Here is a 20,271-nt window from a genome sequence, read left to right as displayed (position 1 = left end):
TCCGCAGGTAAAAAAAGCGCCCGATCACGAAGACCGGGCGCAGTTACGGAACGAGGGACAGTGAAGTCAGGAAACGGGGGTTCCGGCCCCGTCCTCTACAAAGGATAGGCGCTTTCGGATGGAATGAAAGGGCATTCTCGATTCTGTGATGATTTCGGATGAAGAAAATCGCGCGTGTCAATCTTCGGCTTCCGATGGCACATCATATGTGGCATCGCTGCCACATATGCAAATCACCCACGCGTGACCGCCGCATAGAGCGAGACCGCCGCCGCGTTCGACACGTTGAGCGAGCCGAACCCGCCGGTGAAGGGAATGCGCACCAGATGATCGCAGGTGTCGCGCGTTTTTTCCCGCAGGCCCGGCCCTTCGGCCCCCAGAACCAGCGCGACCGGGCGCGTTCCGACCTTCGCCAGCCCTTCGGCCAAGGTCATCTCCGCCTCGCCCTCCAGCCCCAGCAGGGTGTAGCCCATGTTCCGCAGATCCTGCATCGCATCCGCAAGGTTCGGAACCCGCAGATAGGGCTGACGTTCCAGCGCGCCCGAGGCCGTCTTGGCCAAGGCCCCGGTTTCCGGGGCGGAATGGCGGTGCGGCGCCAGCACGGCCCGTGCGCCGAACACCTCGGCCGAACGCAGGACCGCGCCCACGTTGTGCGGATCGGTCACACGGTCGAGGCAGACGACCAGCGGCGCCCCCTCCCCCGCGCCGCAGATCTCATCAAGGCTGCCCCATGCAAGCGGCTTCACCTCCAGCGCGGCCCCTTGGTGGACGGAATCGCGGTCAATCGGCACGTCGAACTTGCGCGGATCCACGATCTCCGGCTCCAGCCCGCCCGCCTCGAGCGCGTCGGCCAGCCGGTCGGCGGCGTTCTTGGTCAGCACGAGGCGCAGCTTCTCGCGCGCGGGGTTCAGCAGCGCGTCGCGCACCGCATGGATGCCGAACAGCCACACGGTCTCGGCCGCGGAAGCCCGCTTGGCGCGTTCTTTGTCGATCACCCAGGACGGTTTCTTGGTCATCCGATGCCCCTTTTGGAAGGCCGCGACAATCGCGCGACGGGGCGATGCGTGCAAGCGGAACTTTCCTGCTTGACGCCCCCGAACGCCTTCTTTATGTCCCGCCTCCAGTGGGCGACGTGCTGCAAGGTGCGGCAGCGGACTGTAACTCCGCCGAGGCGACTCATGCCTGGTTCGATTCCAGGGTCGCCCACCATCTTCCTTCCGATCAGCCATCAGGGTTTGGATTATCCGAAGGCTTCCGTATAACGGAAGATATCGGAACGGAGGGCTGCCATGTCGCGACAGGTGTTCAACATCTTGGCCATCGGTCAGGCGGGACGGCTTGAGGCCGAGGCCGCGCTTCTGGCCGCCTCGCTGCGCCACAGCGATCCCGACTTTCCCGGCACGCTATATATCGCCGAACCGCAGCCCGGCCCCCTCTGGCCCGAGGATCCGCGCATGTCCGACGCGGGGCGCGCCTATCTGGAGGGGTTGGGCGCGGTGATCCTGCCCTTCGAATCGCGCATCTTCGGCGCCGCCTATCCCAACGGCAACAAGATCGAGGCGCTGGCCGCGCTGCCCGATGCGCCTTTCCTGTTCCTCGACACTGATACGTTGATCACCGGCAGCTTCGCCGATGTGCAGTTCGATTTCGCCCGCCCCTCCGCCTCGATGAAGCGCGAGAACACTTGGCCGCAAGAAGAGCTCTACGGCCCCACCACCGGCCAGACATGGCGCGCGCTTTACGACCATTTCGGCGTTCCCTTCGCGCCGACCTTGGCCGAGGATGAACCCGAGGATCATTGGGAACGCTATCTCTATTTCAACGCGGGCTGGTTCTTCCATCAAAGCCCCGCAGCCTTCGGAGAGCGTTATGCCGATTGGGCGCGGCGCGTCTGGCACGACCGCCCGGAGGTGCTGGAATGCCAGCCGATCTTCCCATGGCTCGATCAGATCGTGCTGCCGTTGGTGATCGCCTCGTTCGGGGGCGGTCGGCCGGGGCCGGAACTCGACGGGATGGATGGCCGGGTGACATGCCATTGGCGGCTGATGCCGCTGCTCTATGCCCGCGAAGAGGATCGCGTGGTGGAGGTGCTGCACAAGGTGACGAAGGACAACCACCTCAAGAAGGTGCTGAAAGCCTGGCCCGCGATGCGCAAGATGATCTATCAGGGCCAAGGGGACGAGGTGCGCGCCCTGTTCGACCGGCGCGCCCTGCCGCGCAAGGAACAGGCCCTGCGCAACGCCATCAAGCGCGCCGGTCTCTGGACGCGTTAATTCGCAGGCTCGAGGGCGAAGATCATCGTCACCTCGGCGGTGCGGCTGATCTCGCCCGCCGCCACGGGCACGGAGGCGGCGTCGGCCATGCGGTACATCGGTGCGGGGCCGGACGGCTGCCCCCCTTCCGCGATGGACTGCACCGCCCCGAGGCGCAGGCCCGCCGCATCGGTCAGAAGCTGCGCACGGGCCATCGCATCGGCCACGGCGCGGCGGCGCGCTTCCTCCTGCACCGGGGCCGGATCGGCCAGATCGAAGCTGACCCCGTCGAGCCGGTTCGCCCCATCGGCGATCGCGGCGTCCAGCACCGCGCCCAAGCCGTCGATCGCGCGCACCCGCACCGTCAGCATGTTCGCGGCGGTATAGCCGTCGATCCGGCGCGCCTCGCCCTCGGCCATCTGCCAATCGGGGGACAGGGACAGACCGGAGGTCTGCAGATCACGATCCTCGATCCCGGCGGCCCGAAGCCGGTCCAGCACCGCCTGCAACTGCTCCGAATTGGTGGCCATCGCCTCGGCGGCGGTGGCACCCTGCGCGGTCACGCCCAAGGTCACCGTGGCCATGTCGGGGACGGCCCGTACCTCGCCCTGCCCGGTGACGGTGATCATCGGCGCTTCGGCCATGACGGCGACCGGCGCCATCAATGCGGTACCAAGTGCAACAGCCTGCAACCATGTCATGAATCGATCCCTTCTTCATGCGCATCCTAGGATCATCATATAGGCAGGAGCGCGCTGTCCTGCCGGTCTTTTCCTTCCCTTCGGCGAAAAGCTGCACTAAGATCGGCGACGATCAGGGACGGCCGAATGGCCTCCCTTCCTCCAATGGTGCACGCCCCTCCTGATGATTCCCGGTTTTGCCCTCCTCCTTTCGGATGAAACGATTTTCCTGCTTCAGCGCGATGGCCTGAACTGGTCCGAGATCGGCCGCAGCGACGTGGCCGCCCCGGATCTGGACGACGCGCTGCATCTCATGGTCGAAGAGGCGCGCGCCCGTGCCGGCGATGCCTTCACCACGAAGATCGTGATCCCCAATTCGCAGATCCTCTACACCACGCTGGACGCACCCGGCCCTACGGACGAGGAGCGTTTGGCGCAGATCTCGGCCGCGCTGGATGGGGTGACACCCTATGACGTGGGCGATCTGGCCTTCGACTGGGAACTGCGCGCCGATGGGCGCGTAAATGTCGCCGTCGTCGCGCGCGAAACGATGGACGAGGCGGAGGGCTTCGCCTCCGATCACGGGTTCAACCCCGTGTCGTTCGTGGCCTCCCCGCCCGAGGGGCGTTTTTCGACCGAGCCGCTGTTCGGCCCGACGATGATCGCAACCCATCTGGGCGGCGGTAGCCCGGTGGCCGAGGATCACCCCGTGACGCTGCCCGCCGCGCCCGTCGTGGCGATGGCCGAGGTCGCACCGGAGGAGGACGCCTACGCCCTTCCGGTCGAGGACGAGACCCCCGTGGAGGACGAGGCCCCCGCGGAGGACGAGTTCCCCGCCGAGGACCTGCCCGCCGAGGACGAGCTTCCCCAAGACGAGGCCCCGGCCTACACGCCCGAGGACGAGGCTGCGACCTTCGTGGCCGAGGATGTCGCCGCCGAGGACCTCGCCCCCGTCGAAGACGCCTATCCCGCCGAGCCGGAAACCGAGGACGCCTTCGAGGACGACTGGGCCACCGCCCTGCCCGAAGCCGAACTCCATAGCCCCGAGCCGGAGCCGGAGCCGGAGCCGGAGCCGGAGCCGGAGCCGGAGCCGGAGCCGGAGCCGGAGCCGGAGCCGGAGCCGGAGCCGGAGCCGGAGCCGGAGCCGGAGCCGGAGCCGGAGCCGGAGCCGGAGAAAGTGCTCGCGGATGCCGCAGCGGTGCAAGCCCCCATGGTCGCGACTGCGGCCGTGCCGGCGGCGCCCGCGATCGTGCCCGCCGCCACCTTCGATCACCCCTCGTTCGAGGCGGGCAAGCGTCCCTCCCTCCGGGCCGAGCGGCCGCAACCGCCGCAGACGCCCAAACGGCAGGAGCCGGTGGCCAGCCGCCCGAAGGACGCCGTTCCGCGCCCCGATGTCGTGCCCTCCTTGCGCAAGCCTGCGCCGGATATGGTGCCGCCGCCCCTGCGCGTCGCCACCACGCGCCCGCCGGTCGCCGATACGGCCGCGGAACCGGCCGCAAAGGCCCCCGCCAAGACTGAGGGCCGCAAGAAGCGTCGTCCGGTCGGGCTGATCCTGACGGTGCTGCTCCTTCTGGTGCTGGTGCTGGTCGGGGCGTTGTCCTCGTTCTTCATCGAACCCGACAGCGCCGAGCAATCGGACCCGGTCACGCTGCCCTTGTCGCAGCTGGACGCCCCGTCGACCGAGCCTGCTGCCGCAGCGCTGGAGCCGGAGGTGGAGCTTGCCCGCGCCGACATGCCCGCCGACGAACCCGTGACCGCCGAACCGGCGGTCGCGGTCGCGGCGCTTCCGGCCCCGGACATGCCCTCTCCGTTGCCGCAGGTCGCGCGCCTCATCACCGTGGCAGAGCCGGTGGCCGATACGCCCCCCGCCCCGCTTCGGACCGCCGAACTGCCGCAGCCCGCGCCTGACACGGCCCCGGTCCATGTCTCCCCCGATGACGTGGCGCGGGCCGTCACCACCACCGATCCGCCGCCCGTGACCTTGGCGCAGGCTGCGCCGCCGCCGATCAAGCCCCGGGCCCGCCCCGAGACTGCCACCCCAGAGGCTGCGCCTTCGCAAGAGGCCGCAGCCTCTGTCATTTCGGACCCTCGCCTTGCGGCGGCTCGCCCCCGTGCGCGGCCCGCCGATACCGGCCCGACGCTGACCTTCGAGGAAGCGATGGCGCTGGAGGACACCGCCGCCGCCGAGGAGGCCGACGAATCCGCCGGCGACATCGCCGATCTGGAAAGCGCGCCGCTGGTCAGCCCGCGCCCGCAACTGCGGGGCGGAGGCGCGGCCCCGACGCAGACCGCCTCGCTGATGCCGGCGGATGGGCCGTCGGCGGTGTCGGAATCGCTGCGGCCGGAAATCCGCCCGCTGGGCAGCATCTCGGAAAGCTCGGTTCAGGCGGCGCTGCAGGCCGCGATGACGGCCCCCGCCGCGCAGCAGGCCGTCCCGGCCCCCGTGGCCGCGCCCGCGCCGCCCGCCGCCCCCGTCGCAACCGCCACCCGCCGCGTAGAGGCGGAGGCCGATGACGAGCCCGAACCCGTCCCGACCGCCCCCAAGATCCCGACCCGCGCCTCGGTCGCGCAGCAGGCGACGCAGGCCAGTGTCCTGCCCATGCGGCAGACGACGCTGATCGGGGTGTCGGGAAGCTCCTCCAGCCGGACGGCGCTGATCCGCCAATCGAACGGCCGCATCGCGCGCGTCAAGGTCGGGGACCGGATCGACGGCGGCACGGTCGCCGCCATCACCGAGGATGCCGTGCATTACCAAAAGGGCAACAAGCTCTACGCGATCGAGATGCCGAAGGGCTGATGCAAAAAGCCGCGGCAGATGCCGCGGCCTTTGGGATCGTATCGCCGAACGGCCTTAGGCGGCGCGGGTCAGGAGAACCTCGTCCACCTGTTTCTGGGCGCCGGCCTCGTCCGTGCCGGATACGGCCGCAACTTCGCGCGTCAGACGTTCCAGCGCGGATTCGTAGAGCTGGCGTTCCGAATAGGACTGCTCGCGCTGATCGTCGGAGCGGTGCAGGTCGCGCACGACCTCCGCGATCGACATCAGATCGCCCGAGTTGATCTTCTGTTCGTATTCCTGCGCGCGGCGCGACCACATGGCCCGCTTCACCCGCGCCTTGCCCTTCAGCGTGTCCAGCGCCTTGGCCACCACATCCGGCGCCGAGAGCGAGCGCATGCCGATGTCGCTGGCCTTGTGCGTCGGAACGCGCAGCGTCATCTTGTCCTTCTCGAAGGAGATGACGAACAGTTCCAGTTTCAGGCCCGCGATCTCCTGCTCTTCGATGGACATGATCTTGCCCACGCCATGCGCCGGGTAGACGACGAAGTCGTCCGGACGGAATTCGGGCTTCTTGGTCTTGGTCATTCGCTTCCTCGTCACTGACCCGACCGACGACAAATACCCTCCCGAAACGCATTTCGGGAGTGTTCTGGGATCTGTCGCAGGGAAACAGGCCTCCGCGTCAACAAGCAGGGAGGCCGTTCAGGCTTCCATGCGGCTCAACATGTGAAGGATCATAACACGGAATCGGGCCGATTCCAATGGCCGCGTTCCGGCAGGCTCAGTTGCCCTCGCCCGGCTCGGCGACGAAGTATTTGTCCAGCTTGTCCGCTTCGCCGTCCCGCTCGGTCGCTTCGGGCAGCGGATCGCGCTTCTGGGTGATGACGGGCCACTGCTCGGAATACTTGCGGTTGAACTCCACCCAGCCTTCCATATTCGGCTCGGTATCCGGGCGGATCGCGTCGGCGGGGCATTCCGGTTCGCAGACGCCGCAATCGATGCATTCATCCGGGTGGATGACCAGCGTGTTCACACCTTCATAGAAGCAGTCGACCGGACATACCTCGACGCAGTCGGTGTATTTGCAGGCGATGCAGTTGTCGGTAACGACGTAGGTCATGGCAAATCATCCGGTTGCATTGGACGAGCGTTACCTATTCCCCGGACGGCGAAAGGGCAAGCGCGCATAAGGCGGAAAGATCGGTGCCGCCCAGTTCGGCGGCAGGATGGAACATCATTCGTCCTTGTCCGTGCCTTGCGGAACATCCTCCGCAAGGTCGTGGAAAAGCTCGGCCGCTTCGGACGCGGGGCCGCGCCGCAGCGGCAGGTCCAGCACCCGGATCACCCGGATGCGGCCGCCTTGCGGAAAGGTCAGCGTGTCGCCCGCCCCCACCGAAAAGGCGGGCTTGCGCGTCTTGGCGCCGTTGACGCGGACATGACCGGCCTCCACCTCGGACAGGGCGATGGCGCGGGTCTTGAAGAAGCGCGCCTGAACAAGCCACTTGTCCAGACGCATCACCTCCCGCATCTCAGCTCTTCTTCAGCGCGGCCAGAACCGCGAAGGGGTTGTCCGGGTCGATCTTGGCCGGACGCTCGGGACGGGCCTCGAACTGGCGAGGCTTGTCCTGCTCGGGCTTGCGGCCCTTGGCGCGCGGTTTGCCCTGACGCTCCCCATCCTTGCGCGGCGGGCGTTCGCCTTCCTTGCGCGGCGGACGGTTCGCATCGCGGCGCGGCTGTTCGCGGCGGCGCGGAGCCCATGTGAAGGTGTAGAACACCTCCGCCTCGGGGGCGGCTTCCTCGGTCTCGGGGATCGGGTTCTGCTCGGGCTCGGCACCCTCGGCTTCGGGCTTGGCGGGACGGGGCTTCGCACGCTCCCCCCGCTCGGCCTTGTATCCGAGGCCGCCCATCAGATCGGCGAACTGCTCCAGCGTCATGCCCGTGATCGAGAGCATGTCCGGCGTCGCCTCGAACCCGCCGCGGCTGTCCTGCCCGCGCACCAGATCGGCCAGACGTTCCAGCATGTCGATGCGGATCGCGCGGCTGCCCGCCGGGTGATAGCCCGCCAGCATGTAATGCTCGGACGGAACGCCCTCCACATTCGGGATGGTCACGAGGCCGGGCGGCGGGCTTTCGGGGAACTCCTCCAGCCCATGGCTCAGCGACCAGAGCACGAGGCGCAGGCGCGTCGGCGCGGGTTTGAGCAGAACCGGCAGGAAGACCGTGAACTGACCGAACCGAACGCCATGCTTGCGCAGTGCCGAACGCGCGTCCTGATCGAGGGCCTTCACCTCGTCGGCGATGCCGTCGCGCGGCAGAACGCCCATCGCTTCCACCAGCCGGAAGGCGAACCCGCGGGCAAGGCCCGTCAGGGATTCGTCGCGGCTCATGTTCAGCAGCGGCTCGAACTGGGCGGCCACCTTGCGGTCGATGAAGTGCTGAAGACGGCGCTTCACCTTCTCGGCCACGTCATGGCCGGCCTCGTCATCGACGAAGGCCTCCACCTGCGGCTTCAGCGGATCGCCGCCCGCCAGCAGTTTGCCCACCGCCTGACTGCCCCACATGAGGCCACCCTGCTCGGTGAAATCCATCTCGGTGTCGGGCGCGTTGTAGAAACGGTCCGCCCGAAGGTGGAATTCGGGGCGCAGCGCCTGAAACGCCGCTTGCCGCAGCGTCTTCGCCTCGTCCGGGCTGCTCGATGCATCCTGACGGAAGCGGAAGCCTTCCAGACGGCCGACGAATTCGCCTTCCACCGTCACTTCACCCTTGTCGTTCACCTCGGCCACGAGGGTCTCCTTCTGTTTCAACCGCCGCATCAGCACAGATGTGCGGCGGTCGACAAAGCGTTGGGTCAACTGCGCGTGAAGCGCATCCGACAGACGGTCTTCTACAGCGCGAGTCTCCTCGCGCCAATGGGTTTCGTCCTCCACCCATCCCTTGCGCTGTGCCACATAGGTCCATGTGCGAATATACGCCAACCTGCGCGAAATGGCATCGATGTCGCCTTGGGTGCGGTCAATCCGCCGCATCACCCCCGCCAGCCAGTCGTTCGGCACCTTTCCACCCTGCAGGAATTCGAAGATCCGGGCCAGAAGGCTGGTATGTTCCCCTCCCGAACGGCCGCGGAAATCGGGAATGCAGCAAACATCCCACAGCAGACGCACCGATTGCGGGCTGCGCACCCGGTCGTGGATCTCGGGCATGGCGGCCAAGGCCTTCAGCGCGTGCAGATCGTTCGATTCGCGCGTGCGGGCCAGCCAGCCGTCCTGCGTCGGCGCCTCGAGGCTGGCCACCAACCGGTCCAGCGTGCCGAAATCGAGCGCGTCGTTGCGCCATTGCAGCTTGCGGATCGGGGCGAAGCGGCTTTCCTCGATGGCGCGGACCACCTCCGGCTCCAGCGGGCTGGCCTCTCCGGTGACGCCGAACGTGCCCGGTTCGGTATGCCGCCCCGCCCGCCCGGCGATCTGCGCCAGTTCATGCGGAAACAGCGGGCGCATCCGGCGACCGTCGAACTTTTCGGTCGAGGAGAACGCGACATGCCGCACATCGAGGTTCAGCCCCATGCCGATGGCATCCGTCGCCACCAGATAATCGACATCGCCGTTCTGATAGAGATCGACCTGCGCGTTGCGCGTGCGCGGCGACAGCGCGCCCATCACCACGGCGCAGCCGCCCTTGGTCCGGCGGATCAACTCGGCGATGGCATACACATTCTCCACCGAAAATCCGACGATCGCGCTGCGCGGCGGCATCCGGCTGATCTTCTTCGATCCGGTATGCGTCAGCGTGGAGAATCGCTCCCGCCGCATGAACTCCACCCCCGGGATCAGGCCCGCGATCGCGCCCCGCATCACCTCGGAGCCGAGCAGGAGCGTCTCGTGCAGGCCGCGCGCGTGCAGCAGCCGGTCGGTGAAGACATGCCCCCGCTCGGGATCGCCGCAAAGCTGGATCTCGTCGATGGCGATGAAATCGACGCCGATCTCGCGCGGCATCGCCTCCACGGTGCAGACCCAATACTGCGTCCGCTCCGGCACGATCCGCTCCTCGCCCGTGACCAGCGCCACGACCGAGGGGCCGCGCTGCGCCACGATGCGGTCATAGACCTCGCGCGCCAAAAGGCGCAGCGGCAGGCCGATCACGCCGGTCCGATGTCCCAGCATCCGCTGGATCGCGTAATGCGTCTTCCCGGTATTGGTCGGCCCGAGGACCGCCGTCACCCGCCCCTGCTGGCGCATATATGTCAGATCTCCCGCCCGGCGGTTTCGGCCTCGAGCCGTTTGATGTTCTCCTCCGCGCCCGCAAGATGCGGATTGATCGCCAGCGCCGCGCGATAGGCGTCGGCCGCATCGGCCGGACGGTCCATCTCCTCGAACATAAGGGCGAGGCCGGTGATCGCGGTGTAATGGCGCGGGTCCAGCATCAGCACATGGGCGATGTCGTCGATGGCCTGCCCGAACATACCCTGCTGAAAGAAGGCCGCCGCCCGCGCGTTGTAGCCTTCGGCGAAATCGGGGGCGTGGTCGATCAGCGCGCTGAAATGGTCGATCGCGGCCCCCGCCTGCCCGTCGGCCAGCGCGTCCTGCCCCCGGCGCAGCAGAAGGTCCATCGCGGCCGAGCCCGATTTCTGCCATTCGGCCTCGATCTCGGCCTCGATCGCGGGGGAATCGTCGGCCGATGCCGCCCTCAGCCGATCATAGAGCGTGTCCAGATCCTCGGCCTGCACCGGCGCCGAAAGCAGGGCCGCAAGCACGGGGGCTGCAAGGAGGGCTTGGAAAATCGGAACGCGGGCTTTCATATGTCCAAGGTAACGCCGATTGCGGAAATTACCAGAACCCCGCCGGCGCGAAAGGACAAGTGGATGCAGGACGTGATGGACAAGGCCGTGGATCGGCTGGGCAAGCGGCTGAAGGGCTTCGAGGGGACGGCCCGCTTCGTGCTGAAGGAGGCCGGCACGATCATCGCCGATCCCGCGGGCGTGCGCGAAGGGGACGGCCCCGCCGATGTGACGCTGACCGCCACGGTGGAGGATTTCCGCGCGCTCCTCGAAGGGCGGCTGAAACCCGCGACGGCCTTCATGACGGGGCGGCTGAAGGTGGACGGCTCGATGGCGATGGCGATGAAGCTGGGTGCGGCCTTGGCGTGATGATGCTGCGGGCAAAGGACGGAACGCGCATCCGCGCCCGCCGATGGGAGGGCGGCGCCGATACCGTGCTGCTGCTGCAGGGCCGGACCGAATATATCGAGAAGTACGAACGCATCGCTGCCGACCTCGTGGCGCGGGGCTTTTCGATCGTGACTCTGGATTGGCGCGGTCAGGGCGGATCGGAACGAGCCCTGACGGACCCCATGATCGGCCATGTCCGCCGGTTCGAGGAATATCAGGCCGATCTTCGCGCGGTTCTGCCGCTGCTGACGGGCCGCGTCTTCGTGATCGCCCATTCGATGGGCGGGCTGATCGCGCTGCGCTGGCTGATGGAGGGCGGCGCGGCCGATGCCGCGGCCTTCAGCGCGCCGATGTTCGGGCTGCCGATGGGCGGGCTGATGCGGCCGGTGGCCAGCCTCGTGGCCGGTGGGTCGGGCCTTCTGAACCGAGCCGCGAGCCCCGTGCCCGGCATCGGTCTTGCGCCCTATGTGCTGGAGGCGGGTTTTGCGGGCAACACCCTCACCTCCGACCCAGAGGTGTTCGACCGCCTTCAGGCCGAGGCGCGGGCCATGCCCGACCGGATGCTGGGCGCGCCGAGCCTTGGTTGGCTCGGGGCCGCGCTGGCCGAGATGCGCGCCCTGTCGCTGCGCCCTAGCCCGGCGATCCCGGCGCTGGCGATGGTCGGATCGCACGAACGCGTGGTCGATCCCGGCGCGATCCGCGCCCGCATGGCGCGCTGGACCGGGGCCGTGCTGACCACCATCGAAGGCGGCGAGCACGAATTGATGATGGAGCGCCCGCCGATCCGCCGCACCTTCCTCGATGCCGCGGAGATCCTGTTCAGACGTCGACCGTGACGAAGGCTTCGCGCAGGGCGGCGGACCACGCTTCGGACATGCGGCGGAAGGTGTCGTCACCGGTCTCGATCCGGCGATCCTCGCTCAACCGGCAGTCGTCGCGGCGGATCACCGCCAGATCCAGCGGCATCCCCACCGACAGGTTGGAGCGCAGCGTCGAATCCATCGACAGAAGCACCGCCTTCTTGGCATCCGTCAGCGAGGTCTTGCGCGTGATCACCCGGTCGAGGATCGGCTTGCCGTATTTATGCTCGCCGATCTGAAGGAAGGGGGTGTCCTCGGTCGCCTCGATGAAGTTCCCCTCGGGATAGATGAGGAACATGCGCATGTCGCCGCCGCGCCGCTGACCGGCCACGATCATGCTGGCCGATGCCGCCTGCCGCATGGTGGACAGCTTGTCATCCACGTCGGCCCGCACTTGGGCCAGCATGTTGCCGACGATCTCGGCCACGCGCAGCATGGTCGGGGCCTTCATGATCGACGTTTCGCTGTCGGCGTCGGGGCCGTCCATCCGCTCGCGCAGTTGGGCGATGGTGGTCTGGGTCACCGACAGCGATCCGGCCGTCATGATCGCGATGATGCGTTCGCCCGGCTCTTCGAAGACGAACATCTTGCGATAGGTGGCGATATTGTCGAGCCCGGCATTCGTGCGGGTATCCGACAGCAGCACCATCCCCTCATCCAGCAACAGGCCGACGCAGTAGGTCATGTGATTCCGTTTCCCTAGGGCTGACGACCCTACTGCTGCGCCTGATGGACCGCAACCGTCACATCCAGAACCTCGCCGCCGCCGCCCCGCGCCGATCCTCGGATGGGGGCCGCGTCCTGCGCATCGAACCCCGAGGCAAGGCGGATGTAGCGATCATCCGGGCAGCAGCGGTTCGCGGCATCGAACCCCACCCAGCCAAGACCCGCCACGAACACCTCGGCCCATGCATGGGCCGCATCCTGCGTTCCGTCGGCCACCATGTATCCCGCGATATAGCGGGCCGGCATCCCGGCATGGCGCGCCGCCGCGATCAGCGTATGCGCATGGTCCTGACAGACGCCCTTGCCGCGGGCCAGCGCCTCGGTGGCGGTGGTGCCGGCCTCGGTCGCGCCGGGGGTCCAGACGATCTCTTCGGCGACGCGGGCGGCAAGGTGATGGGCCACCTGCAACGGCTCGCGGCCCTGCGCCTCGGCGGCAAGGGCGCGGATCGTGCCGCCCGGATGGGTCAGCGGCGTGTCGCGCAGATAGCAGGTCGGGTCCACCATCTCGCGGTGGCCGCGCAGCACGCCCAACTGGTCCGAGGTTTCCACCCGGCCCATGACCGACACCTCCACCTCCGTCACGGGGCCGGTCACGGACCAGCTTTCGAACATGTCCCCCGCCCCGTCGCGGAAACAGCCGCCGCGGATGCCGTTCGACACCTGCACCGACCAGTCGATCACCCGCTGGCCGGCATGGCTGGCGGGCGTCAGCCGGTGGCTCTGCACCAGCCCGCGCACCGGCGCATCGTAGGAATAGCGCGTCACATGATGGACCGTCAGGATCATCGCACATCCCCCGTGAGGTAATCTTCCCAGATCTGACCGGACAGAAGCGCGACATCGCCGATGAACCGGCTGATGAAATCGTGCATCCCCTCGTCGAAGATCTGCTCCACATCCGCGCCGCTCAGCGTGGACATCATGGCGCGGGCGCGCGTCTGGCTTTCGGTCTGGCGGCCATAGGCCAGCGCGATCCGGTCGAGGGCGGCGTTGATCGCCTCGGTGCTGGTGATCAGGGCGCGCGGGTTCTGCGGATTCAGGATCAGGAAATCGGCGATCTTGCGCGCCGTGATGTCGCCGGCATAGCTCCAATGGAAGGCCCGGTGCAGCGACAGCGCCCGCAAGAGCGTCATCCACTGATAGTTGTCGAGACCGGAGCCGACGAATTCCACCCGCGGCAGCAGGACGTAATACTTCACGTCGATCAGCCGCGCCGTCGCATCCGCCCGCTCCAGCGCGTAACCGAGGTTCAGGAAATCGAACCCGTCATTGCGCAGCAGCGTCGCCATGATCGCCCCGCGCACCACCGCCGCCGTGCGCGTCACCCAATCGGTCAGGCGCGTCAGTTCCAGTTCCGACCGGGGGGTGCGCTCCAGCTGGCCCAGTTCCTGAAAGGCGATGTTCAGCGCGTCCCAGACCTGCGTCGTCAACGCGGTCCGCACGATGCGCGCGTTCTCGCGGGCATGGGTCAGGCAGGACGCGACCGAGGAGGGATTGTCCCGATCGAAGAACAGATAGCTTTCGATGTTGCGCGCCACGGGGTCGCCGTATTTGCGCGCGAACCCATCGGCGGTGCCCGAAGCCTGCAACAGGCTGTCCCATTCGCTGCGATAGCCCTGCACCGTGGGCAGCAGCGAGATGCGCGCCCCCACTTCCAGCAGACGGGCCATGTTTTCCGCCCGTTCCATATGGCGGGCGATCCAAAAGAGTTTCTCGGCGGTCCGGCTCAACATTGCATCACTCCGCCAGCACCCACGTATCCTTGACCCCGCCCCCCTGCGAGGAGTTCACGACGAGCGATCCTTCCGTCAGCGCAACGCGCGTCAGCCCGCCCGGCACCAGTTCCACCCGGTCCCCGACGAGGCAGTAGGGCCGCAGGTCCACATGGCGGGGGGCCACGCCTTCCTCCACGAAGGTGGGGGTGGTGGACAGCGCCAGCGTCGGCTGGGCGATGTAGTTGCCGGGGTTGGAGATGATCCGCCCGCGGAATGCCTCGATCTGGCCCTTGCTGGCCTTGGGGCCAACCAGCATCCCATACCCGCCCGAGCCGTGGACTTCCTTCACCACCAATTCGTCCAGATGTTCCAGCACATAGGACAGCTCGTCGGGGCGGGCGCATTGCCATGTGGGCACGTTCTTCAGGATCGGCTCCTCTCCCAGATAGAAGCGCACCATTTCCGGCACATAGGTATAGACCGCCTTGTCGTCGGCCACCCCCGCCCCCGGACAGGAGCAGATGTTCACCCCGCCCGAACGGTATACGTCCATCAGCCCCGGCACGCCCAGCATGCTGTCGGGCCGGAAGCAGAGCGGGTCGATGAAGGCATCGTCGATCCGGCGATAGATGACATCGACGCGCTTTGGCCCTTCGGTGGTGCGCATCCAGACATATTCGCCCTCCACGAACAGATCCTGCCCTTCCACCAGTTCCACGCCCATCATGTCGGCAAGGAAGCTGTGCTCGTAATAGGCGGAGTTGAAATGCCCCGGCGTCAGCAGGACGATCGTCGGCTCCCCCCGGCATTTCATCGGCGCGACCGAGGCGAGGGTGCGGCGCAGCAGCGCGGGATAGCTGTCCACCGGCTCGATCCGGTTCTCGCGGAAGAGGTCGGGGAACATGCGCATCATGATCTCCCGGTTCTCCAGCATGTAGCTGACACCGGAGGGGGTGCGGCAGTTGTCCTCTAGGACGAAGAAATCGTCGGGGCCGGTGCGCACCAGATCGATGCCGACGATATGGGAATAGACGCCCTTGGGCGGCACCACGCCCACCACCGCCTTTTCGAACGCGGCGTTGCGATAGACGAGATGGCCCGGAATCCGCCCGGCGCGCACGATCTCGCCCCGGCCATAGATGTCCACGAGGAAGGCGTTCAGCGCCCGCGCCCGCTGCTTGATCCCGCGGTCCAGCCGCTGCCATTCACCGGCGGTGAAGACGCGGGGGAACATGTCGAACGGGATCAGCCGGTCCGGATCGCCCCCCTCGCCATAGACGGCGAAGGTGATGCCGATGCGCCGGAACAGGGCCTCCGCTTCGGCCTGTTTCATGTGGCGCAGCCCGTCGGGCATCCCCTTTGTCCAGTCCTGAAGCCGGGCATAGGGGGGGCGCACGTCGTCGCCCTCGAACATCTCGTTGAAGTAGGCGGTCACGTTTTTCGGCCCCTCCGTCTGCGTGATCCGGCTCTGCGTCCGGTTCTTCGAAGTCTAATCCCGGCTTTGCGCGGGTGGAAAGGGTGTTTCGGCGAAACCGCCCCATATGGACCATGCCGCCTGCACCGCTAGATGCCTTGCCATGACAGAGCCGGTCCTGACCTTCACCGATCGCGGCATCTACTGCCCTGCCGGCGATTTCTTCGTCGATCCGTGGCGCCCGGTCGAACGGGCGCTGATCACCCATGGCCATTCCGACCATGCGCGCGGCGGGCATGGGCGCTATCTGGCGACCGATGTCGCGCTGCCGGTGATGCGCCACAGGCTGGGCGCGATCCGCGCCGAAAGCGTGCGCTTCGGCGAGGTGCGGCGGATCGGCGAGGCCGATGTCAGCTTTCATCCGGCGGGGCATCTGCCCGGTTCGGCGCAGATCCGCATCGCCGTCGGCGGCGAGGTCTGGGTGGTGTCGGGCGACTACAAGACCGAACCCGACGGCCTGTGCGAACCGTTCGAGCCGGTGCCCTGCCACGCCTTCATCAGCGAATGCACCTTCGGGCTTCCGGTGTTCAACTGGCGCCCGCAGCCGGAGGTGATGGCGGACGTGAACCGCTGGTGGGCCGCCAATGCCGCCGAGGGACGGGTGTCGATCCTTGGCGCCTATTCCTTGGGCAAGGCGCAAAGAATTTTGGCGAATGTAGATCCGGCGATCGGCCCGATCCTGACCCATGGCGCGGTGGAGGCGACGAATCGCGTGCTGCGGGCCCAAGGCATCCGCCTGCCGGACACCCATTGGGCCGGGCCGGATGTCACGGGGGCAAGCCATCCCGGCGCGCTGGTGATCGCGCCGCCTTCGGCGCTGAACACGCCATGGGCGGCGCGGTTCAAGGGGGCGTCGCAGGCCTTCGCCTCGGGGTGGATGGCGCTGCGCGGCGTGCGGCGGCGGCGCGGCCTTGCGCAGGGGTTCGTGCTGTCGGACCATGCCGACTGGAACGGCCTGAACGCGGCCATCCGCGCCACGGGGGCCGAGCGGATCTTCGTCACCCATGGCTACACGCAGGTGTTCCGCCGCTGGCTGGCCGATCAGGGCTATGACGCCGGCATCGTGGAGACGCAGTACGAAGGCGACGATGCCGAACAGGATGCCGATGTGGAGCTTTTGGAATGATCCGCTTCCTCGCGCTGTTCGACGCCTTGGACCGCACGACGAAGACGACCGCGAAGGTCGCCGCCCTTGCCGACTATTTCCGCGAGGCGCCCGAACCCGACCGCGTCTGGACCATCGCGCTGCTGTCCGGCCGCCGCCCCAAACGCGCCGTCAATTCGACCGAATTGCGCCTTTGGGCCGCCGAGGCGGCGGGCATCCCCCTCTGGCTGTTCGAAGAGGCCTATCCCGTGGTGGGCGATCTGGCAGAGACGATTTCGCTGGTTCTGCCCCCCGCCACCCGCCCCGAGGATCGCCCCCTGTCGGATTGGATCGGCGATCTCGTCGCGCTGACCGGCCGCCCGGCCGAGATGCGGCAGGCCGCGATCCTCGATGCGTGGGACCGTCTGACGGGCGGGGAGAGGTTCCTCTTCAACAAGCTGATCACCGGCGGCTTTCGCATGGGGGTCAGCCAAGGGCTGATGGTGCGCGCCCTTGCCCGCGCGACGGGCCACGAGGAAACCGACCTCGCCCACCGCCTGATGGGCGATTGGCGTCCGCAGGATACGACATGGGACGCGCTGATCCTGTCCGACGATCCGGCGGCGGCGGGGGCGCGGCCCTATCCCTTCGCGCTGGCCTCGCCCTTGGATGATCCCGAGGCGCTGGGCGATCCGGCGGAATGGCAGGCCGAGTGGAAATGGGACGGCATCCGCGGGCAGATCATCCGCCGCGCGGGGGCCTTCGCCCTTTGGTCGCGCGGCGAGGAGTTGATCACCGACCGCTTTCCCGAATTCGCCCCTCTGGCCGATCTCTTGCCCGAAGGCACCGTGATCGACGGCGAGGTTCTGGCATGGGACGGCGCGGCCCCCCTGCCCTTTGCCCGCCTGCAAAAGCGGATCGGGCGGCTGAACGTGACCCGCGCGCTGCTGCGCGAGGCGCCGGCCCATCTTCTGGCCTATGACCTCTTGGAGGAGGGCGGCACCGATCTGCGCGCCCGCCCCCTGTCGGAACGCCGGGCGCGGCTTCGGGCGCTGCTGGCGGCGCTGCCGGCGGATGCGCCGATCGGCCCCTCGCCGGTGATCGAGGCGGCCGATTGGCCCGCCCTCGCCGCGATCCGCGCCACCGCCCGCGAACGGCAGGCCGAGGGGCTGATGCTCAAACGCCTCTCCTCGGCCTATCATGTCGGGCGCAAACGGGGGGACTGGTGGAAGTGGAAGCTCGACCCGTTCACGGTGGATTGCGTGATGCTCTATGCCCAGTCGGGCAGCGGGCGGCGCGCCAACCTGTTCACCGATTTCACCTTTGCCGTGCGCGACGGCGATCAACTCGTGCCCTTCACCAAGGCCTATTCCGGCCTGACGGATGCCGAGTTCAACGAGATCACCCGCTGGGTCCGCCGCAACACGCTGGAGAAGTTCGGCCCCGTGCGGCGCGTTCCCCCCGAACTCGTGTTCGAGATCGCTTTCGAGGGGATCCAAGCCTCGGCCCGGCACAAATCGGGCATCGCCCTGCGCTTTCCGCGCATGGTGCGCTGGCGCCGCGACAAGCCCGCCGAGGAGATCGACGCGCTGGACGGCCTACGGGACCTGCTGAACGCACAATCGTGACGGCCCTTGCCCTGACCCGCCCGCCGCCCCTACATCGGGGGCAAGCTGAAAAAGGACCGTATCATGACCCTTCCCCTGCCCCGCCCCGTCTTTGACGCCAATGCCAGCGGCAAGGGCTTCGGCAAACTGCCCGAATGGGATCTGACGGACCTCTATCCCGCGCCGGATGCGCCGGAGGTGCAGCGGGACATGGATTGGCTGCACGACACCTGCGCCGCCTTCGCCGAGCGGTATCAAGGCAAGCTTGCCACGCTGGACGCGGCGGGCCTCTTGGACTGCGTGCGGCTTTATGAAGAGATCGACATCACCGCCGGGCGGCTGATGTCCTATGCCGGGCTGCGCTACTATCAGAATACCATGGACAGCGAACGCGCCAAGTTCATGGCCGACGCGCAGGACCGCATCACCACCTTCACGACGCCCCTCGTCTTCTTCACGCTGGAATTCAACCGGCTGGAGGATGCGCATCTGGACGCGCTGCTGGCCGCCGATGCCGACCTTGCCCGCTATGCCCCGATCTTCGCGCGGATGCGCGCCATGCGCCCCCACCAGCTTTCGGACGAGCTGGAGACCTTCCTGCACGATCAGTCCACCGTGGGCGCGGCCGCATGGAACCGCCTGTTCGACGAGACGACGGCCGGAATGACCTTCGAGGTGGACGGCGAGGAGCTGAACCTCGAAGCAACGCTGAACCTTCTGACCGATGCCGACCGCGCCCGCCGCGAGGCCGCTGCACGGGCACTCGCCGCCGTGTTCGACAAGAACGTGAAGCTGTTCGCGCGCATCCACAACACCCTCGCCAAGGAGAAGGAGGTCGAGGACCGCTGGCGCAAGATGCCGTCGCCGCAGGCCGCGCGCCACCTGTCCAACCATGTGGAGCCGGAGGTGGTCGAGGCGCTGCGCGATGCCGTGGTCGCGGCCTATCCCAAGCTGTCGCACCGCTATTACCGGCTGAAGGCGAAATGGCTCGGCCTCGATCGCCTTCAGGTCTGGGACCGCAACGCCCCGCTGCCGACCGAGACGCCGCGCGTCATCGACTGGGACGAAGCCTGCACCACCGTGCGCGAGGCCTATGCCGCCTTCGATCCGCGCATGGCCGATCTGGCGCAGCCCTTCTTCGACAAGGGCTGGATCGATGCCGGGGTGAAACCGGGCAAGGCGCCGGGGGCCTTCGCGCATCCCACCGTCTCCACGGTGCATCCTTATGTGATGCTCAACTACCTCGGCAAACCGCGCGATGTGATGACGCTGGCGCATGAGCTGGGCCACGGGGTGCACCAGCGCCTCGCCGCCGGTCAGGGGGAGCTGTTGTCCGCAACGCCCCTGACGCTGGCCGAAACCGCGTCCGTCTTCGGCGAGATGCTGACCTTCCGCAAGCTGCTGGACGGTGCCCGCACCAAGGAGGAGCGCAAGACCCTTCTGGCCGGCAAGGTGGAGGATATGATCAACACCGTCGTCCGCCAGATCGCGTTCTACGATTTCGAATGCAAGCTGCACGCCGCCCGCGCCGAGGGCGAACTGACGCCCGACGACATCAACGCGCTGTGGATGTCGGTGCAGGCCGAAAGCCTTGGCGATGTCTTCGACTTCATGGACGGCTACGAGACGTTCTGGTCCTATGTGCCGCATTTCGTGCACTCGCCGTTCTACGTCTATGCCTACGCCTTCGGCGACGGGCTCGTGAACGCGCTCTATGCCGTCTATGCCGAAGGCGGGGCCGATTTCCAGGACAAGTATTTCGAGATGCTGAAGGCGGGCGGATCGAAGCATCACAAGGAGCTTCTGGCGCCGTTCGGCCTCGATGCCTCGGACCCGGCCTTCTGGGACAAGGGCCTTGCGATGATCGCAGGCTTCATCGACGAGCTGGAGGCGATGGAAGACTGATGCAACAAGGCCGCCCGGTTCGCCGGGCGGC

The 20,271-nt window shown here is 67.4% G+C and carries 18 protein-coding genes and 1 tRNA gene; 8 read left to right on the top strand and 11 right to left on the bottom strand.

Translation table 11 applies throughout. The features are described from left to right. Positions 1-233 precede the first annotated feature (233 nt). On the bottom strand, positions 234-1,016 hold the full coding sequence (gene rlmB / locus GR316_RS01105; RefSeq protein ID WP_211784241.1) for a 23S rRNA (guanosine(2251)-2'-O)-methyltransferase RlmB: 783 nt from the start codon (positions 1,014-1,016) through the stop codon (positions 234-236). Between the two features lie 109 nt (positions 1,017-1,125). Here rlmB and GR316_RS01100 point away from each other — a divergent pair. After that, positions 1,126-1,209: transfer RNA gene (locus GR316_RS01100), tRNA-Tyr, on the top strand. A gap of 80 nt (positions 1,210-1,289) precedes the next feature. Beyond that, complete coding sequence (locus tag GR316_RS01095; protein ID WP_211784240.1) at positions 1,290-2,273, top strand: hypothetical protein; 984 nt, start codon at positions 1,290-1,292, stop codon at positions 2,271-2,273. Here GR316_RS01095 and GR316_RS01090 read toward each other — a convergent pair. Next, positions 2,270-2,953 carry an SIMPL domain-containing protein gene (locus tag GR316_RS01090; protein ID WP_211784239.1) on the bottom strand — a complete coding sequence of 228 codons (684 nt, stop codon included), beginning with the start codon at positions 2,951-2,953 and terminating at the stop codon, positions 2,270-2,272. The genes GR316_RS01095 and GR316_RS01090 overlap by 4 nt on opposite strands. Positions 2,954-3,116: 163 nt before the next feature. Between GR316_RS01090 and GR316_RS01085 the strand changes: the two genes are divergently transcribed. After that, on the top strand, positions 3,117-5,729 hold the full coding sequence (locus GR316_RS01085) for a hypothetical protein (RefSeq protein WP_211784238.1): 2,613 nt from the start codon (positions 3,117-3,119) through the stop codon (positions 5,727-5,729). Between the two features lie 54 nt (positions 5,730-5,783). On the opposite strand, the gene GR316_RS01080 is transcribed toward GR316_RS01085, so the two are convergent. The 5 genes from GR316_RS01080 to GR316_RS01060 all read right to left on the bottom strand — a co-directional run bounded on the left by GR316_RS01080 (position 5,784) and on the right by GR316_RS01060 (position 10,455). After that, positions 5,784-6,293, bottom strand: coding sequence for a CarD family transcriptional regulator (locus GR316_RS01080; RefSeq protein ID WP_211784237.1), 510 nt, complete (start codon positions 6,291-6,293; stop codon positions 5,784-5,786). A gap of 196 nt (positions 6,294-6,489) precedes the next feature. Continuing rightward, complete coding sequence (gene fdxA / locus GR316_RS01075) at positions 6,490-6,828, bottom strand: ferredoxin FdxA (protein ID WP_211784236.1); 339 nt, start codon at positions 6,826-6,828, stop codon at positions 6,490-6,492. 114 nt (positions 6,829-6,942) lie between these two features. After that, on the bottom strand, positions 6,943-7,224 hold the full coding sequence (locus tag GR316_RS01070) for an RNA-binding S4 domain-containing protein (RefSeq protein WP_249218787.1): 282 nt from the start codon (positions 7,222-7,224) through the stop codon (positions 6,943-6,945). A gap of 13 nt (positions 7,225-7,237) precedes the next feature. Further along, positions 7,238-9,940: a helicase-related protein gene (locus GR316_RS01065; protein WP_211784234.1), complete on the bottom strand. Its 2,703-nt coding sequence runs from the start codon at positions 9,938-9,940 to the stop codon at positions 7,238-7,240. Between the two features lie 5 nt (positions 9,941-9,945). After that, on the bottom strand, positions 9,946-10,455 hold the full coding sequence (locus GR316_RS01060; RefSeq protein ID WP_249218786.1) for a tetratricopeptide repeat protein: 510 nt from the start codon (positions 10,453-10,455) through the stop codon (positions 9,946-9,948). Between the two features lie 108 nt (positions 10,456-10,563). Between GR316_RS01060 and GR316_RS01055 the strand changes: the two genes are divergently transcribed. Then, positions 10,564-10,848: an SCP2 sterol-binding domain-containing protein gene (locus tag GR316_RS01055; RefSeq protein WP_211784233.1), complete on the top strand. Its 285-nt coding sequence runs from the start codon at positions 10,564-10,566 to the stop codon at positions 10,846-10,848. After that, positions 10,848-11,705 carry an alpha/beta fold hydrolase gene (locus GR316_RS01050; protein WP_211784231.1) on the top strand — a complete coding sequence of 286 codons (858 nt, stop codon included), beginning with the start codon at positions 10,848-10,850 and terminating at the stop codon, positions 11,703-11,705. The genes GR316_RS01055 and GR316_RS01050 overlap by 1 nt, the downstream gene beginning before the upstream one ends. On the opposite strand, the gene GR316_RS01045 is transcribed toward GR316_RS01050, so the two are convergent. The 4 genes from GR316_RS01045 to GR316_RS01030 are packed head-to-tail and all read right to left on the bottom strand — an operon-like array spanning position 11,689 to position 15,584. Then, positions 11,689-12,414, bottom strand: coding sequence for a proteasome-type protease (locus tag GR316_RS01045; RefSeq protein WP_211784230.1), 726 nt, complete (start codon positions 12,412-12,414; stop codon positions 11,689-11,691). The genes GR316_RS01050 and GR316_RS01045 overlap by 17 nt on opposite strands. Before the next feature lie 29 nt (positions 12,415-12,443). After that, positions 12,444-13,241, bottom strand: a complete 798-nt coding sequence (locus GR316_RS01040) for a transglutaminase family protein (RefSeq protein ID WP_211784229.1) — start codon at positions 13,239-13,241, stop codon at positions 12,444-12,446. Next, positions 13,238-14,188, bottom strand: a complete 951-nt coding sequence (locus GR316_RS01035) for an alpha-E domain-containing protein (RefSeq protein WP_211784228.1) — start codon at positions 14,186-14,188, stop codon at positions 13,238-13,240. The genes GR316_RS01040 and GR316_RS01035 overlap by 4 nt, the downstream gene beginning before the upstream one ends. 4 nt (positions 14,189-14,192) lie before the next feature. Next, positions 14,193-15,584, bottom strand: a complete 1,392-nt coding sequence (locus GR316_RS01030; protein WP_211785054.1) for a circularly permuted type 2 ATP-grasp protein — start codon at positions 15,582-15,584, stop codon at positions 14,193-14,195. A gap of 163 nt (positions 15,585-15,747) precedes the next feature. On the opposite strand from GR316_RS01030, the gene GR316_RS01025 reads away from it, so the two are divergent. The 3 genes from GR316_RS01025 (at position 15,748) to GR316_RS01015 (ending at position 20,240) form a co-directional block, all read left to right on the top strand. Further along, positions 15,748-16,770, top strand: coding sequence for a ligase-associated DNA damage response exonuclease (locus GR316_RS01025; protein WP_211784227.1), 1,023 nt, complete (start codon positions 15,748-15,750; stop codon positions 16,768-16,770). Next, positions 16,767-18,356 (top strand): ATP-dependent DNA ligase, encoded by a 1,590-nt coding sequence (locus GR316_RS01020; protein ID WP_211784226.1) that lies wholly within the window; start codon positions 16,767-16,769, stop codon positions 18,354-18,356. Before GR316_RS01025 ends, GR316_RS01020 begins: the two co-directional genes overlap by 4 nt. A 63-nt stretch (positions 18,357-18,419) precedes the next feature. Continuing rightward, positions 18,420-20,240 (top strand): M3 family oligoendopeptidase, encoded by a 1,821-nt coding sequence (locus GR316_RS01015; RefSeq protein WP_211784225.1) that lies wholly within the window; start codon positions 18,420-18,422, stop codon positions 20,238-20,240. Positions 20,241-20,271 lie beyond the last annotated feature (31 nt).

The sequence above is a fragment of the Falsirhodobacter algicola genome, from assembly GCF_018279165.1.
GTDB classification, from domain to species: domain Bacteria; phylum Pseudomonadota; class Alphaproteobacteria; order Rhodobacterales; family Rhodobacteraceae; genus Falsirhodobacter; species Falsirhodobacter algicola.
The sequence above is the reverse complement of the archived record's forward strand: the minus strand, read 5'-3'. Positions and strand labels throughout refer to the sequence as shown.

Bases quoted from the DNA above. Each gene is read 5' to 3' on its own strand.
- GR316_RS01040 (WP_211784229.1), bottom strand. From the start codon at position 13,241: ATGATCCTGACGGTCCATCATGTGACGCGCTATTCCTACGATGCGCCG.
- GR316_RS01095 (WP_211784240.1), top strand. From the start codon at position 1,290: ATGTCGCGACAGGTGTTCAACATCTTGGCCATCGGTCAGGCGGGACGG.
- GR316_RS01080 (WP_211784237.1), bottom strand. From the start codon at position 6,293: ATGACCAAGACCAAGAAGCCCGAATTCCGTCCGGACGACTTCGTCGTC.
- GR316_RS01045 (WP_211784230.1), bottom strand. From the start codon at position 12,414: ATGACCTACTGCGTCGGCCTGTTGCTGGATGAGGGGATGGTGCTGCTG.
- fdxA (WP_211784236.1), bottom strand. From the start codon at position 6,828: ATGACCTACGTCGTTACCGACAACTGCATCGCCTGCAAATACACCGAC.
- GR316_RS01020 (WP_211784226.1), top strand. From the start codon at position 16,767: ATGATCCGCTTCCTCGCGCTGTTCGACGCCTTGGACCGCACGACGAAG.
- GR316_RS01015 (WP_211784225.1), top strand. From the start codon at position 18,420: ATGACCCTTCCCCTGCCCCGCCCCGTCTTTGACGCCAATGCCAGCGGC.
- GR316_RS01050 (WP_211784231.1), top strand. From the start codon at position 10,848: ATGATGCTGCGGGCAAAGGACGGAACGCGCATCCGCGCCCGCCGATGG.
- GR316_RS01025 (WP_211784227.1), top strand. From the start codon at position 15,748: ATGACAGAGCCGGTCCTGACCTTCACCGATCGCGGCATCTACTGCCCT.
- GR316_RS01065 (WP_211784234.1), bottom strand. From the start codon at position 9,940: ATGCGCCAGCAGGGGCGGGTGACGGCGGTCCTCGGGCCGACCAATACC.
- GR316_RS01055 (WP_211784233.1), top strand. From the start codon at position 10,564: ATGCAGGACGTGATGGACAAGGCCGTGGATCGGCTGGGCAAGCGGCTG.
- GR316_RS01030 (WP_211785054.1), bottom strand. From the start codon at position 15,584: ATGTTCGAGGGCGACGACGTGCGCCCCCCCTATGCCCGGCTTCAGGAC.
- rlmB (WP_211784241.1), bottom strand. From the start codon at position 1,016: ATGACCAAGAAACCGTCCTGGGTGATCGACAAAGAACGCGCCAAGCGG.
- GR316_RS01085 (WP_211784238.1), top strand. From the start codon at position 3,117: ATGATTCCCGGTTTTGCCCTCCTCCTTTCGGATGAAACGATTTTCCTG.
- GR316_RS01035 (WP_211784228.1), bottom strand. From the start codon at position 14,188: ATGTTGAGCCGGACCGCCGAGAAACTCTTTTGGATCGCCCGCCATATG.
- GR316_RS01070 (WP_249218787.1), bottom strand. From the start codon at position 7,224: ATGCGTCTGGACAAGTGGCTTGTTCAGGCGCGCTTCTTCAAGACCCGC.
- GR316_RS01090 (WP_211784239.1), bottom strand. From the start codon at position 2,953: ATGACATGGTTGCAGGCTGTTGCACTTGGTACCGCATTGATGGCGCCG.